This is a genomic window from Nocardia sp. NPDC004278 (assembly GCF_053602975.1).
This window is the reverse complement of sequence record NZ_JBSGEQ010000032.1, coordinates 79,972-93,398: the sequence shown is the minus strand read 5'-3', so window position 1 is coordinate 93,398 and position 13,427 is coordinate 79,972. Positions and strand designations below refer to the sequence as shown.

17 protein-coding genes and 1 pseudogene are annotated in these 13,427 nt (G+C 63.9%); 10 read left to right on the top strand and 8 right to left on the bottom strand.

The genetic code is table 11. From position 1 onward, the window contains the following. The 3 genes and pseudogenes from ACWEO2_RS34940 to ACWEO2_RS34930 form a co-directional block, all read right to left on the bottom strand. Nucleotides 1–206, bottom strand: a pseudogene (locus ACWEO2_RS34940) (serine/threonine-protein kinase); the annotation flags it as partial. A gap of 544 nt (nt 207–750) precedes the next feature. After that, nucleotides 751–1,146, bottom strand: coding sequence for a hypothetical protein (locus tag ACWEO2_RS34935; RefSeq protein ID WP_452409264.1), 396 nt, complete (start codon nt 1,144–1,146; stop codon nt 751–753). Between the two features lie 357 nt (nt 1,147–1,503). Continuing rightward, nucleotides 1,504–2,130 carry a GNAT family N-acetyltransferase gene (locus ACWEO2_RS34930; RefSeq protein WP_452409263.1) on the bottom strand — a complete coding sequence of 209 codons (627 nt, stop codon included), beginning with the start codon at nt 2,128–2,130 and terminating at the stop codon, nt 1,504–1,506. Nucleotides 2,131–2,453: 323 nt separating this feature from the next. On the opposite strand from ACWEO2_RS34930, the gene ACWEO2_RS34925 reads away from it, so the two are divergent. The 5 genes from ACWEO2_RS34925 to ACWEO2_RS34905 all read left to right on the top strand — a co-directional run bounded on the left by ACWEO2_RS34925 (nt 2,454) and on the right by ACWEO2_RS34905 (nt 5,542). Next, nucleotides 2,454–3,188 (top strand): hypothetical protein, encoded by a 735-nt coding sequence (locus ACWEO2_RS34925; protein WP_452409262.1) that lies wholly within the window; start codon nt 2,454–2,456, stop codon nt 3,186–3,188. Nucleotides 3,189–3,474: 286 nt separating this feature from the next. After that, a complete protein-coding gene (locus ACWEO2_RS34920) occupies nt 3,475–3,747 on the top strand; it encodes a hypothetical protein (protein ID WP_452409261.1) in 273 nt (90 codons plus the stop codon). Nucleotides 3,748–3,788: 41 nt separating this feature from the next. After that, on the top strand, nt 3,789–4,133 hold the full coding sequence (locus tag ACWEO2_RS34915) for a PEP-utilizing enzyme (protein ID WP_452409260.1): 345 nt from the start codon (nt 3,789–3,791) through the stop codon (nt 4,131–4,133). Nucleotides 4,134–4,273: 140 nt separating this feature from the next. Beyond that, entirely contained in the window at nt 4,274–4,819 is a 546-nt protein-coding gene (locus tag ACWEO2_RS34910; RefSeq protein ID WP_452409259.1) for a hypothetical protein, read from the top strand. Nucleotides 4,820–5,191: 372 nt separating this feature from the next. Further along, nucleotides 5,192–5,542, top strand: a complete 351-nt coding sequence (locus tag ACWEO2_RS34905) for a group II intron maturase-specific domain-containing protein (RefSeq protein ID WP_452409258.1) — start codon at nt 5,192–5,194, stop codon at nt 5,540–5,542. Between the two features lie 91 nt (nt 5,543–5,633). Here the strand turns inward: ACWEO2_RS34905 and ACWEO2_RS34900 are convergent, their stop codons facing one another. Genes ACWEO2_RS34900 through ACWEO2_RS34890 form a run of 3 tightly spaced genes read right to left on the bottom strand, consistent with a single transcriptional unit; the run spans nt 5,634 to nt 7,010 of the window. Then, on the bottom strand, nt 5,634–5,843 hold the full coding sequence (locus ACWEO2_RS34900) for a DUF397 domain-containing protein (protein WP_452409257.1): 210 nt from the start codon (nt 5,841–5,843) through the stop codon (nt 5,634–5,636). A 31-nt stretch (nt 5,844–5,874) separates the two neighbouring features. Further along, nucleotides 5,875–6,084, bottom strand: a complete 210-nt coding sequence (locus ACWEO2_RS34895) for a DUF397 domain-containing protein (RefSeq protein ID WP_452409256.1) — start codon at nt 6,082–6,084, stop codon at nt 5,875–5,877. Continuing rightward, entirely contained in the window at nt 6,081–7,010 is a 930-nt protein-coding gene (locus ACWEO2_RS34890) for a helix-turn-helix domain-containing protein (protein WP_452409255.1), read from the bottom strand. Before ACWEO2_RS34890 ends, ACWEO2_RS34895 begins: the two co-directional genes overlap by 4 nt. A 270-nt stretch (nt 7,011–7,280) precedes the next feature. Between ACWEO2_RS34890 and ACWEO2_RS34885 the strand changes: the two genes are divergently transcribed. Genes ACWEO2_RS34885 through ACWEO2_RS34875 form a run of 3 tightly spaced genes read left to right on the top strand, consistent with a single transcriptional unit; the run spans nt 7,281 to nt 8,295 of the window. Beyond that, complete coding sequence (locus tag ACWEO2_RS34885) at nt 7,281–7,682, top strand: hypothetical protein (RefSeq protein WP_452409254.1); 402 nt, start codon at nt 7,281–7,283, stop codon at nt 7,680–7,682. Next, nucleotides 7,679–8,020 carry a hypothetical protein gene (locus ACWEO2_RS34880; protein ID WP_452409253.1) on the top strand — a complete coding sequence of 114 codons (342 nt, stop codon included), beginning with the start codon at nt 7,679–7,681 and terminating at the stop codon, nt 8,018–8,020. Before ACWEO2_RS34885 ends, ACWEO2_RS34880 begins: the two co-directional genes overlap by 4 nt. Nucleotides 8,021–8,037: 17 nt before the next feature. Continuing rightward, nucleotides 8,038–8,295 (top strand): hypothetical protein, encoded by a 258-nt coding sequence (locus ACWEO2_RS34875; RefSeq protein WP_452409252.1) that lies wholly within the window; start codon nt 8,038–8,040, stop codon nt 8,293–8,295. Nucleotides 8,296–8,480: 185 nt separating this feature from the next. Here ACWEO2_RS34875 and ACWEO2_RS34870 read toward each other — a convergent pair whose 3' ends face one another. After that, nucleotides 8,481–8,867, bottom strand: coding sequence for a hypothetical protein (locus ACWEO2_RS34870; RefSeq protein ID WP_452409251.1), 387 nt, complete (start codon nt 8,865–8,867; stop codon nt 8,481–8,483). A 22-nt stretch (nt 8,868–8,889) separates the two neighbouring features. Further along, on the bottom strand, nt 8,890–9,423 hold the full coding sequence (locus ACWEO2_RS34865) for a DUF3558 domain-containing protein (RefSeq protein WP_452409250.1): 534 nt from the start codon (nt 9,421–9,423) through the stop codon (nt 8,890–8,892). Between the two features lie 474 nt (nt 9,424–9,897). On the opposite strand from ACWEO2_RS34865, the gene ACWEO2_RS34860 reads away from it, so the two are divergent. Both ACWEO2_RS34860 and ACWEO2_RS34855 read left to right on the top strand, forming a co-directional pair. Next, on the top strand, nt 9,898–12,981 hold the full coding sequence (locus ACWEO2_RS34860) for a nitrate- and nitrite sensing domain-containing protein (protein WP_452409249.1): 3,084 nt from the start codon (nt 9,898–9,900) through the stop codon (nt 12,979–12,981). Next, complete coding sequence (locus ACWEO2_RS34855) at nt 12,978–13,406, top strand: roadblock/LC7 domain-containing protein (RefSeq protein WP_452409248.1); 429 nt, start codon at nt 12,978–12,980, stop codon at nt 13,404–13,406. The genes ACWEO2_RS34860 and ACWEO2_RS34855 overlap by 4 nt, the downstream gene beginning before the upstream one ends. The last annotated feature ends 21 nt before the right edge of the window (nt 13,407–13,427 follow it).

Below are 13,427 nucleotides of genomic sequence, written 5' to 3'. Positions count from 1 at the left end.
TACTGCATGGCGATCCACAGCTGTTCGTCGTGGATCCCGCGATCGTAGATCCCCACGATTCCCGGATGTTCCATGCGGGCAACGACACTGGCTTCCTGCTCGAAACGGCGGCGCATCTCCGGGTCGGCACAGACCTCCCGATTGAGCAGCTTGAGCGCAAGTTGCCGCGGCAGCCGTGGATGCCGGGCCAGATACACCGAGCCCATGCCGCCTCGGCCCAAAACCCCCTCGATAGCGAAGTCGGCGAAGGTCGAGCCGATATCAAGTTGAGCCAACAGCTTCCCCGTTTCCGATGCGCACCGCGTCGCGAGTTCCTATACGCACTGCGTCGCGAGCATATCCGAACCCGGCCGTGCCGGGCGTCCGGTTGTGTGAGGCCCTGTGTCGCAGCCAGCCGGGGACCGTTTACGTGGCGGAGCAGTTGACGTCGGGATCCAGTGGCAGCAGCCCGATCAGCAGCACGACAGTTGGAAGAGGTCGAACCCCGCCGCCGCGGCGGTCAACCACATAGCGATCGACCGGTTGGCACCGTGACGCTTCCGCCGGTCGATGAGGGCATGGTTGTCGGTTCGCCGGTCTGTCATCCGCACTGCCCCGAGTCGAGCTCCCCGGTCGCCGAGCTTCCATGACCGGGTTCACGAACGCCTTTACGACGGTTGTTGTTCCGCTTACGTACATGCGATGGAATGGTGCCGATCGCCCCCTGGGTTCCGCCGGGCGAAGGCGCGTAACGCCTTCGCCCGGTGCATATCAGGGAACGGTAACCGTTACCAGCTCGGTGAAGGGCATCCCGCCGGTGGGGGTGTCGTCGAAACAGCCGCCCCGGGCGCTGATGGTCGTTCCCGGTTCGAGCCCTTCCAGCGTTGTGGTCACGGTCTGGCCGGGGCCGGCCATCGACTCCGGGGCGCTGTTGCCGAAGAAGCGGTGATTTTGCTCGGGGCCGACACCGGCTTCCGCCCAGCACCGGCCGGTGCCGTTAGGGTTGTGCACGGTCGCGGTCACGGTTCCCGGCGCGGTGCCGGCGAAGGTGACTTCGGGAGCCTGCAGCGGTGCTTGCGCATTCGCCAGCACGGTGACCGGGCCGAACGCGACGAGTGCCGCGGACGCGGCCAGCAGAATGGGTCCATTGATTCGCATGTTTTTCACCGGACAGACCTTATCGGAGACAGCGACAGGCGAGCCCAATGCTCGCTTCCCCCAACGAATTTGAGCACGTCAGTGTCTTGCGCCGGGAATTCGTTGCAGATATGAGGCGAGGCGTGCCGAGATTACGTCAGCGGTTTTGGTCCAGACGAACGGCTTGCGGTCCTCGTTTCAGAGGCGATCTAGTCACGGATTGATTTCCCCAGCGCGGCAACGCTTTTGTGGACGCCGCGGCGGATTTGCTGGTCGGTGGGCAGGCCGAACCAGCGTTCCCGCCTCGTTGAGCCGGTAGGAGTAGGTCGGTGTGACGTGCATGTGGATGCGGGGATGTGCTGCAATGCCCGGCTCCTCAGGCAGTGGCTAGCGGGGCTGGTCTCGATTCGATGGCATTTCTTCTGTCCGCTCCGTTGTTGGTGGTGTGGTCGGCGTCGGATCGAAGGTATGCAGGTGGGCGGCGGCGAGGGTCTGCTGCGCGCCGAACGCTTCGAAGGTGCTGACGGGCTGGAAGCCGAGGCGGGTGGCGAGTTTCAGTGAGCGCTGGTTGGCGGTCTGGGTTATGACCAGGACCGGCTGGTCCGGGAGTTCGGCGGCGGCGGTGCGCAGCGCTGCGGTAGCGGCTTCGAATGCGAGACCTGCGCCCCAGGCATTGCGTCGTAGGAGGTAGGTCAGTTCCAGTTCTTCGCCGTCCTCGGTGAGGTGACCGGGCTGGTCTGCCGAGCGGCGGTTGAGCATCAGCGTTCCGATGAGAAGGTTCGTCTGTCTGTCCGCGATGACGTAGACGCCCGCAGCGGCTGTCACGTTGACTATGCCGACCGTGTCGAGATACTGCTCGACAGCGGTGCGGGGTCGCGGACCGCCGAGGTATGTCCGCACTGCGGGATCTGTCTGCAACTCGATGAATCCGTCGCGGTCGCCATCGTGTGCCTTGCGCAGCAGGAGACGGGTGGAGGTGATTTCCGGTGCGGAGAGCGTGGGCAGTCGGTTCACGAGGCCATTGTGCCGCGCTTCCAATGTTGAAGTCCGCCAGCGTATCTGTTGCCTGACAGAGTGATGATTGCTGGGGCGCAATCAGGGTGTTCGTAACAGAACCGGTGTTGTTTCGTTGATCGTCGGTCGGGAGATCGTCCTGCCCTGGATCGCAACTGGCGAAGATTATTCACCAACCGGCCAGCGGAGGGAGCGGAATCTCAACGCGGCGGATCCGCCACGGCTCAGCCCGGCTCAGCGTCTCGGCACTCACCTGCACAATTGGCCGAACATCCTCGGCCTCGTCGCCGCCACCTCGGAATGCCACGAGAACAGAATCGGCGGTGACCGGTCGCGCCGACAGCGCCATGGAACTGGCAGAGATTCCCACCGCCGGTGAAGAAGTCGGGTTTCGGATTCGTCCTGACGGTCCGGCCTCACCGGTTTCCTGGTGGGGCCGGACCCAGGCCATCGTGGTCACCCAGGTCGTCTGGTCAGCGGCTGAGCAATTGCATGTGCCTGGCCTGCTGACGGATCTGATTCAGCTGCATGTCCGCCTGATTGGCCCGGTCGTTCGCCCGTGCCGCCTGATCTTCGGCCTGCTGCGCCAACTGGCTGGCCTGTTCGGCCTGATCCTGCGCCGAGGTGGCGCGTTGCTGACACTGATTGGACTCTGCCTGGGCCTGTTGCGCCTGACTGTGCGCCTGATCGGCCTCATTCTGGGCCTGTTGCGCCTGACTTACGGCCTGTTGCGCCTGACCTGCGGCCTGTTGCGCCTGCTGACGAGCCTGCTGTGCCTGCTGAACCGCCTGCATCGCACTCTGGTGCGACATTTGTGCCTGATGATGTATCTGCCGTGCCTGCGTCTGTGCCTGACGGGCCAGGGCGGTGGCTTGGGTCGCGGCTTGGCGGGCGTTCTGCGCGTCCGCGCGCGCCTCATTGCAGAATGCCTGGCACTGGATCTGCGCCATTTCCGCGTCCCGCCTGGCCATATCGAGCTCGTCGCCAGAGCGGGTCACGCTCGCCGTCCGTGTATCAGTTTCCTGAGCTGGCATTACCGAACTTCCTTCCGCAAATAGTGGATGTGGATTGGTACGGGCAGAACTCAGGGTGACCGGTCTCATCTTCACTGAAGTCGCACCGGATCGTGGCTACTTCGCCGCAAACTATCGGAAACCGCGGCGAAACATATCCGATACCGGGAACCACGTCTCTGCGCTCACCGCCGGCCGGGCCGTTGGAGGGAGTGGAATCTCATGTGCGACTCCTGGATCGATCCGTTGTCGGTGAAAGTCATCCACGAGCTATCGCCATGCCGTCAACTAATAGTTGACGAGGAAGTGATCGTCAACCTATGGTTGACGCATGGATCGACAGGTGCCACTGCGCGACGTGATCGTCGCGATCGAGCGGGCCCACCCCGATAGCAGCCTGGATCAGTTGGCAGCAGCAGTGATTCACGCTGCGCACTGGTTGCGGCTGGCCGATCAGCTGCTCGACTATTTCGTGGACCAAGCCCGGCACGCAGGCATGCCCTGGGCGGAGATCGGCGCCCACCTCGGCGTCTCCAGGCAGGCCGCGCAGAAACGATTCGCGACCCGCGGCGCAGAGCGCCATGCGGCTACCACGCGGCAGTGACGAGCCGAATCGTGGTGGCGCGGCGGACAGGAGGAACCAAGATGCCAGAAGCGCCGATTGCCACCGGCGCCCCGGCCAGCCGTGGTGTTGTCGCCGGTCCGGTCCGGCTGGTGCACAGTGTTGACGACTTCGACGCGGTTCGACCAGGCGATGTCATCGTCTGCCGCACGACCGATCCGTCGTGGACAGTGCTTTTCAGCGTTGCCGCCGCGGTGGTGACCGAAACCGGGGGAATTCTGTCCCATGCGGCAATCGTCGCCCGCGAGTACGGGATTCCAGCCGTGGTGGCAGCCAAGGGGGCGATGGAGGCCCTGGCGAATCATCGGATTATCTCGGTCGATGGGACCAATGGACACGTTCATGCCGTTCGCTCAACACCACGTTGATGTCGCTTCACCAGGCATGGCTGCTCAACACGAAAGGGAGGTCCGGGATGACGCACGTTTCACGCAGTTCGTTGCTCGCGTTACACGCAATCCGCCTTGGCGGGTTTGTTGATACGCAGGCGGTGGCCGACAGATACGGAATGCCTGTCGGCCTCGCCGAGTCGCACGTGCGGGACTTCCGAGAGGGTGGTTGGATCAGCCGCTTCCGTTTCGGGGCGGACGCAGGATGGTCGCTCACCGAGAGCGGGCGTGCGGAGAACGAGCGGCTACTCGCCGACGAGCTTTCCGAGTGTGGGGCAAAAGCGTTCGTGGAAGACGTCTATCGCGTGTTTCTCCCGCTCAACGCACGGTTGGTGCAGGCTTGCACCGCCTGGCAGCTGACCATCCTTCCCGACGGCAGCATGCAGGACAACGACCACGGGGACGCGCAGCGGGACCAGCCGATCCTGGCCGAACTGGAAAGCCTCGCAGAGGAATTGGTTCCGCTGACGATTCAGCTCACCGAACGACTCGCCCGGTTCTCCGGTTACGACACTCGGTTCGCCACGGCACTCTCCCTGGCCGCCGACAATCCCGAGATGGTCACCGGCACCAAACACGATTCCGCCCACCGAGTTTGGTTCGAACTGCACGAAGATCTGATTGCCACGTTGGGTATCGACAGGGTACTTCCCACCTGCCCCTAGGTAGGTTCTCCAAGGCCCGGCCGTTCGGGCTGTCCAGGAAAGTGTGCAAGCCGTGCTCTGGAACGGCACCGTCGGCATAACTCCTCTCGGGCACAAAGTGCCCCGGCTGATCGCCAGGAGGAATGCCGAGGGCGGCCAGACGCAGCCCGCGGCGGTTGCTGCGGTCACCGCACGAGCCGAATGCCCGTTGGTCTGTAGAGAGCGGAATCTCAGAATGATGGCGGATCCGCCACGTCACCGCCAAACGTCCTGAGATTCCGGCACGAATTCTGAGACCCTACGTGTGCCACGAATGTGGAGAGGAATTCGATGTAGGTAGAGCTTCTAGGGTTCACTTTCCGTGCCCGCACCGTTCGTATCAAGAGCGGTCGGTTGCTCGCCTCGTTCCTGCCAGCGATCAGCAACGATGCCCGCGACAAGATCAGCGAGCAGATCCGCCGATGGCGGCTGCACCGCAAGATCGGCCACGATTTCGCCGAGCTCGCGCACGAGATCAACCCGGTCGTGCGCGGTTGGATGCAGTACGGCGGGGCGTTCTCGCGCTCCGCGCTGAATCCGCTCCTGTCCCGCATCAACTCCTATCTGGTGCGGTGGATCCGCAAGAAGTACAAACGGCTGCGTACCGCCAAGAAGGCCATGCTCTGCTGGCGTCGGATCACCGGCCAGTATCCACGGCTTTTCGCCCACTTGGCATGGGTGCGCGGTTCCTGGTGGAGAGGATGACAAGAGCTCGGTGACGAGCGATTGTCACGCCGGGATCTGTGGGAGCCCAGGGCTGAAATGCCCTAGGCAACCCTACAATAGAGGCCAGTCACTATGCGGGCCCGTTGAACTCGCCGTCTTGGATGCCAGCGGTGAAGGCGTCCCACTCTGAGGGGGTGAAGACGAGCGCTGGGCCGGTCGGGTTCTTGGAGTCGCGTACTCCGACCATGCCCGCCTCAAGGTGTGCGACCTCTACGCAATCCGAACCGCTCGTGCTGCGGCTGTTCTTGAACCACTTGGCTTCGGAGAAGTAGATGTTCACGTTTCTTACTCCTTGCTACGAGGGCTCGTTGCTACGCGGGCCGATCGAACTCGCCGTCTTGGATGCCAGCGGTGAACGCGTCCCACTCTGAGGGGGTGAAGACGAGCGCAGGGCCAGTCGGGTCTTTCGAGTCACGCACGCCGACCATGCCCCCGTCTAGGTGCGCGACCTCGACGCAGTCCTTACCACTGGCGGTGCGGCTGCTCGTGAACCACTTCGCACCGGACAGGTCGGTCTTCACGCTTCGTACTCCTTTGCAGCCGTCACAATGAGGCTTCGGGTGTCGTGCTCGTTCAACGCTACTCGCTGGATGTCGGCATACGCTGCCAGATACTGCTCAACCTCGACGTCCTTGTCCAAGTAGAGGGCACCCGTGAAGCCCTCCACATAGACGACTGGCGGTTCCTTGAGCGCGGGGTTCGGATGGTCTGGAAACTCCATGTAGACGAAGTCTTTAGTGGTCAGCCCCAAGTGATTTGGTGCATTGAACCGGACGATCCGGATCGACACGTTTGGGCGGCTGCCAACCTCGATGAGCCGTTTCAACTGATCTGCCATGACCTCGTCGTCCGCGACGTGGTACCGCAACACGGACTCGCTCAGCAGCACTTCCAGCATGAAGTTCTCCGAGTCGTCAAGCCGGTTTTGGCGCTTCGCGATCAGGTCGACTTCGCGATCGAGATCAACAGGCCGACGGGTCTGGGCCGTGGATACCTTCCACAGGGCGCGCCGGTAGCCGGTTGTTTGGAGCAAGCCGGGCACCAACGTCGACTGGCACGAGATGGCGCGACTGGCAGATTGCTCGAGCCCGAAGAACATCTCGAAATCCGGGGCTATTGCGTCGGTATACGACTGCCACCATCCATCCTTGCGAGACTCCTGAGAGAGCCACAACAGTACGCGCCGATCGTCATCACTGGCTCGATAAAGGTCGCACAGCGCATTGATAACCATCTTCTTGACTTCGCTGCTGCGCCCAGATTCCAAGCGCCACAGCGTTTGTGAACCCATCTCGCACGCCTGTGCGGCCCGTGTCCGGCTCAGGTTGCGCTCCTCGCGCAGCTCGCGCAGGCGTCGTCCGAGCACCCGGCGCGGCAGAGTCGTGTTGTTCGATTCGGTCGACAAAGTAATGCCACCCACCCTTTCGTTAGCGTTACTCACGGTCATGTCAAGCTAGATGGAATAGTCAGCCTGTTTGGAGCGAATTCGATTCGGGCCGAATCGAATTGGAGTGCTCCCAACCTACCTGTTGGGTGTTTTACTGGCTATGCGCCAGACGGTCGGGTCTACCGAACATTCGCCCTCGCTCAACCACCCCGCGCGGTGGCGAATTCGGCGATGCCGCGCCCCGCCGTCTGACGTTCCAAAATCGCTGCCGTCACAATATCTTTCGGAGGTATCCCCGTGTCCGGTCCGACAGCAATTGACCACAATACGGTGCCTCCCGATTCGAGGACGGCCGAGATTCGGCCCGCGAGCGCTCGATCGGGCGCTGCCGATATCGAACGCGAGCGGCCGAAGGCGGTCGGAATGGTGCGCGGCGATGTGTCGGGACTGCAAGCGCCTCGGCACGCGATCGCCGTGCAGCGGCACGCCCGTGCGCTCGGCTATCACTACGTGTACACCATCCGGCCGCCGCAGGATATCGACGATGCGATCGGCTACGCGATCGGCATCGCGGCGGGTTTGGATGTGGCCGCGATCGTGGTCTACGGCCTGGACCAGGTGGATGATCGGCCCGCACGAGTATGTGAGGACTTCGATCTCGAAACCGTCTGTCCCGCAACCACGTGGGCGCGCGTGGCGGGTTCGGCACAGGTCGAGACGGGTGCGGCATGAGCGACGAGGCGATACTCACCCCGCCGCGGGTCTGCGGTCGTGCCGATGTGCGATTGGCGCACGAGTTGATGCGGCAGCACCGGGTATGTCGGGTCGATCGGTGTATCTGGAAATCGGCGGCGTACTACACGCTGGTGGCCGCGGGGCATCTCGCGCCGCAGACACTGACGCCGCGCGAGCGGGCTGCGGCGCGCAATATCGCCTTCCCGCAGCTGGACGCGCAACCGCCGGTGTGCGGCGCACCTCCGCTACGAACGCTGCGCGAGGTATTGGAGAGGTTGTCCGAACTGGCGGTAGCCGTGCCCGACTCGAACGGCACTGCCGATTACAGGAATTGACTCCGATGGGGCCGTATATGCGCGAGCGTCGCACCGAAGTCGATGGGTGGGTCGTCATTTGGGAGATCGACAATTGGCGCATCCGAATTATGCTCGTGCGCAGCGTTATCGATAGTGTGCGGCCTTTGCTTTGCGCTGATTTCGCGGTGGGCGCGCCCGATCTGGCCGATATGCGTGAGAAATATCCGAACCTGTCCCGGTTGTGGGATGCGGTGCGGCACGAGTTCTGGGCGGAAGCTATTACGCCCCAGAAGCATTCAGATGAAACTATCTGATCGAGGGCGAGAGCATCCGCTGTGGCTCGACTGCGGCGTCCAGATAGCTCCTGCCGTATCGCCCCCTGGGGTCAGGGGCCCGTCGAAGGTAGTCGAATGGTGGTCGCCCAGGCCGTATTCGACGCCATATGACTACGCTCGGCGAGCAGCCGAAGTGGATAGCGCTGCGATCTATCTGGGCAGCGCTAGCTACGTGGTGAGTCGGTGTTGGTGTTGAAGTGAATGGAGTTGGTGACGTCTTGACCGGTAATGCGTTTGATGGATAGGGCCATGATATGGCCCATATCTTTGACGACCTCGATGTGTTCGCGAATGATCGTGTCTATTGAGTTGTTCTCCCCGGAGGCTTGGGCCTTGAACACCTTGGCCAGATCGTCGGCCATGTGGAAATCACCAAAGCCGGAGACGTTTTGGGCGCGTTGTGCGAAGACAAGCATGTCCTCTAGCGTGGTGATCCGGTCATCACATGCAGTCATGCAGGCTCGGGCTGCCTGCTCGTCATCCAAGTACAGCTCGCCGCTGCGTGCCTGGTCCGCGAATTTGTGCCACTGTGCGATGTCGTCGCTACTCATGCAGATGCCCCTCCCTGAACGTTCACTGCGGTAGTACTGGAACTATCTCGGCACCGAATCGGCTGAGCAGCACACATGGATTCTCGGGATTGTCCAGTGCGGCCCTGTTGCTGAGTTCTATCTGCAGAACACCCTGCTTAGCTGGGAAGACCACATCGCAGAGGAGGTCCTTGGAGCCGCCTTCGACCCGGAACTGCCTGCCCTGACGACCGCCGACGGTGACGTCACGGAACTCGACGTTCCCGGACTTGGTCTCGAAGTCCGAGACCGGGCGGGCGGTGGAGTACACGGTTATGTAGTACTTGGGCCCCCGCCATCCGCAGATTTCCCAACCGGATTGGTGGACGCCCGCGACACCGCTATCTTTCGTCGCCGGGTCCACGCCTGCAGCCGTGAGCGTGCCGTCGGGGATCTGCGTACACGGATCGAACAGCTTGACCGGCGCCGCGCTTGTCGCACTGCTCGCGGTCGGACTACCGCTCTTAGAACCCCCGCACGCGACCAACCCCGGCAGAACAGCCGCCGCGAGCAGTATCAACTTCCATCCGTGCGCCATCCCCGCCCTCTCTAGCTGCGACTATCTGGAAAGGTCGACCCTATCAAACGGTATCCCCGGCATTGGGGGGCGAGAGGGGAGGCGCGCGTCGAGGATTCAGTGCAGAATCATGCGCGCTGAAACCCTCGGCGCAGCCGTGTGCGATGCCCGTCACGTCACACCTTCGAGCGGCATGGTGTGAGCGGATCGATACCGCGGAAACGTTGGATTACCAGCGTGTATACAAATGCGTTCGATGCCCGTTTTGTCCGCTTTTCGCGTTGACAGTGCCAAACCCCAGGTGCAGGCTGCTGCGTGACTTTCCGTGCGCTCGCCGTAGAGCCGTCGCGGTCTGGCAATCGGAGGAGCAGGGTGGTGCGTTTACGTCAACGGTCGGAAAAATCCGGGGGCACACCGGATATTGCTGCCGATCCCGGAAGTGAACGCCAGGTTGCCGGAAACAGAATAGTGCGGCCGCGTACGATTCGGGGGCAATTGGCTCGAATCCTTGTCCTGTCATTGGTTTTGGTGCTGGCGCTGCTCGGGGTGACGGTCGCCCGGGAGGTCGAGGCGTTCCGCGAAAGCGGTGACACCGTGCGCGCGGTCTCACTCGCACTGGCCGTACAGGATCTGGTGCAGCAGGCGCAGCGCGAACGCGGGCTCAGTAATGGCCTGCTCGGCGGCGATATCCGATTGGTGCAGGCCGTGTCCGACCAGCGGGTCGAAACAGATCGGGCGATGCGTGCACTCGAGGCGGCGGCGGCCGGGGATGCGCCCGGCGCGGCCCAAGTGCGTTCGGCGATCGGACAATTCGACGCGCTCGATGCGACCCGCACGCAGATCGACGCCCGCCGGACCAGCAGGCAGGCCGCCTTCCAGTTCTATACCGACGGTATTTCCGCGTTGAATCGTCTGACGCTCGGGCTCGATCAGGCGCGCGATGCGGAGGTGCGGCACGGCTTGGCGGCGCTGTACGCGCTCGGCGAGGCCAAGGAGCAGACGGCCAAGGAGCGCGGCTTCCTCAATGGCGTTTTCGCCGCCGATGAATTCCGCAATGGCGAATATGTCGAGTTCCTCGATATCCGCGCCGCCAAGATGGCCGGGCTGACCGCCTTCGCGCGCGATGCGACCGCAACACAGCAGGCCCGGCTCGATGCGGTGCTGCGCAGTGAGAATGCCGTCAAGGCAGGTGAATCGGAGCGGATCGCGATCGCGTCGAGCGCGGGTCCGCTGGTGCGTTCGGTGGATCCGAGCACCTGGTGGGCGCAGATGACGGCGGTCATCGATGAACAGCGCGCGGTGCAACAGGCGGTCGGCAACGATGTGCAGCGGCGTGCGGAGGCGCTGCGCCGAGATGCGTTCCTGACCCTCGGCGGCTTTCTGCTCGTGGCGCTGATCGCCATTGCCGCCGAGGTGGCGGTGGTCGTTGCCAGTGTGCGCGCCATCGTGCGCCCGCTCGGCGCGCTGGCGGCAGAGGCGGATGATGTCGCCAATCACCGGCTGCCCGAGGTAATCGCGGCCTGGCAGGCATCCGGTGAGACCCACCCGGATCCGCCAGCACCCGTGCGCACACCGCGCGGTGCGAGTGCCGAAATCGCCGCGGTGGCAGGGGCATTGGACGGCGTGCAGCGCACGGCCTTCGAATTGGCTTCGCAGCAGGCGCTGATCCGGCGCAATACCACCGAATCGATGGCGAATCTGGCGCGGCGCAATCAGAATCTGGTGCGCCGTCAGCTCGGGCTGATCAGTGAATTCGAACGCGAGGAACTCGATCCCAAGGGACTGTCGAATCTGTTCGAGCTCGATCACCTGGCCACCCGCATGCGGCGCAATGCCGAAAGTCTGCTGGTGCTGGTGGGTGCGGCGAGCCCGCGGCGCTGGGCGGAGCCGATCGCGCTCACCGATGTGATCCGCGCTGGGTTGTCCGAGGTCGACGACTATCGCCGGGTGGTGCTGCGGCGGGTGGACGAAGTCGCGATCACCGGCGCGGTGGTCAGCGATCTCGCGCATATGCTCGCCGAGCTGATCGAGAACGGATTGGCCTTCTCCCCACCGGATATGGAGGTGGAGATCTACGGGCGCAAGCTGCCCAACGGATATCTGCTCGCGGTGGTGGATCACGGTGTCGGCATGCCGGTGGAACAGTTGGACGAGGCGAATGCCCGGCTGAGCGGCGAAACCGATTTCATTGTCGCGCCGATGCGGTATCTGGGGCATTACGTGGTCGGCCAGTTGGCGCGGCGACTCGGGATCGATGTCGAGTTGAATGTGTCGCCGGTGAGCGGGATCGTCGCGCGGCTGCTGCTGCCGGCGGGAATCATTGCGGGAGAGAAGGATCGGCGTGCGCTCGGGGAGCGGGGCGAGGCGGGGGCGGTGCCCGCTGGTGCGGTGCCGGGTATGCCGGGGCCTACCGAGTCGGCAGCGGCCGGGCTTGTCGGTGCTGCTGGAGGGTCCCCTGCGGGTGGGAACGACGTAGCTGCGGCTGGGGAGCGGGGCTCGCTGGCCGCTGGTGCGGTGTCGGGTGCGCGGGGGAGTGCCGAGTCGACGGTGGGGTTTGTCGGTGCCTCGGAGGGATCCGCCGCGGGTGAGGCTGTTTCGGCGAGACCGGTGCTCGGTAGGCCGAGACACGGTGTCCCGGTCAGCGGTGCTCCGGTCAGCGGTGCTCCGGTCAGCGGTGCTCCGGTCAGCGGTGCTCCGGTCAACGGTGCCCAGGTCAACGGTGCCCAGGTCAACGGTGCCCAGGTCAACGGTGCCCAGGTTAGTGGTGTTCAGGCAAGTGGTGCCCAGGTTAATGGTGCTCAGGTCGATGGCGCTCAGCTCTACGCGGCTCAGATCGACGATGTACTGATCAACGGGCGTCAGATCGACGGTGCTCCGCTCAACAGCGCTTCGGGACCTGGGGCGCCGACACATGGCAAGCGAATGACCGGCGGATCCGCGGACGACGGTGCCGGGCCTCGGCGACAGCGGTCCGGTGGACCCGTGCATGCACGACCGGAACTTCCATCGCCGACACCGGCACCGGCGCCGTTTGCGCGCTTCCATTCCGCGCCGGACGATTTCGGCGATGATGTCGCATCCATCGGAACCGACGCCGACCGAGCCGTAACAAGGGGCGACAGGGCGGCGTCCGAGGTTGTCCCCACGGGCGATAGGGCCTTGTCCGAGGTCTTTCCAACCGACGCTGTACCCGCGACCGGTGATCCGCGACCGGCCATCCCGTCTTCGGCGAGCGGCGCGTTGTGGCCGATGCCCGAAACGGCCACGGCAGTATCAAAATCCGATGCGGCACCGGCCGATGTGCAGCGAACCAAGAACGGATTGATCAAGCGCAACAAGCGAGTACGTGCGGCTGGCGGCGGAAGCGACAGCACGCCAAGGGTTCTCACCCCGAACCCGCCCAGCACTGCGACCGCGGAACGCTCACCGGCCGAAGTCCGCAGCATGCTCTCGTCGTTCCGTGCCGGGCACGAGCGCGGCGCTCCCACCCCGCCGCGACCGGAGGCCGAAAACATCCCGCGCGCCACGGATTTGGCGCAAACCCTCGCTTCACCCCCTACCGCAGAGGAGATTCGGTGACCACCCATATACCGACCGCGGACCCGCACACCTTCAACTGGATGCTGGCCAACTTCGTGCGCGATACCGACGGCGTTCGCGATACCGTCGCGGTCTCTTCCGACGGCCTGCTCATCGCCATGTCCGATGGGCTGGACCGCACCGGTGCGGATCGGCTTGCCGCCATGGTCTCCGGCCTGGCCAGCCTGGCCCGAAGTGCTTCGCGCAGTTACGCATTCGATGGTCTGAAGCTGATCATGATCGAGATGAAGCGCGGCTTTCTGCTGGTCTCCGCACTCGGTGACGGCAGCTGCCTGGGGGTGATTGCCGACGGCAGCTGCGATGTCGGTTTGGTCGGCTACGAGATGGCGGTGCTGGCCGAACGCGCCGGTGCGCTGCTCGACCCGGCGCTCATTTCGGAATTGCGAGAGTCGTTGCGCAGATGAGACATCCAGACCGGCCGCGGC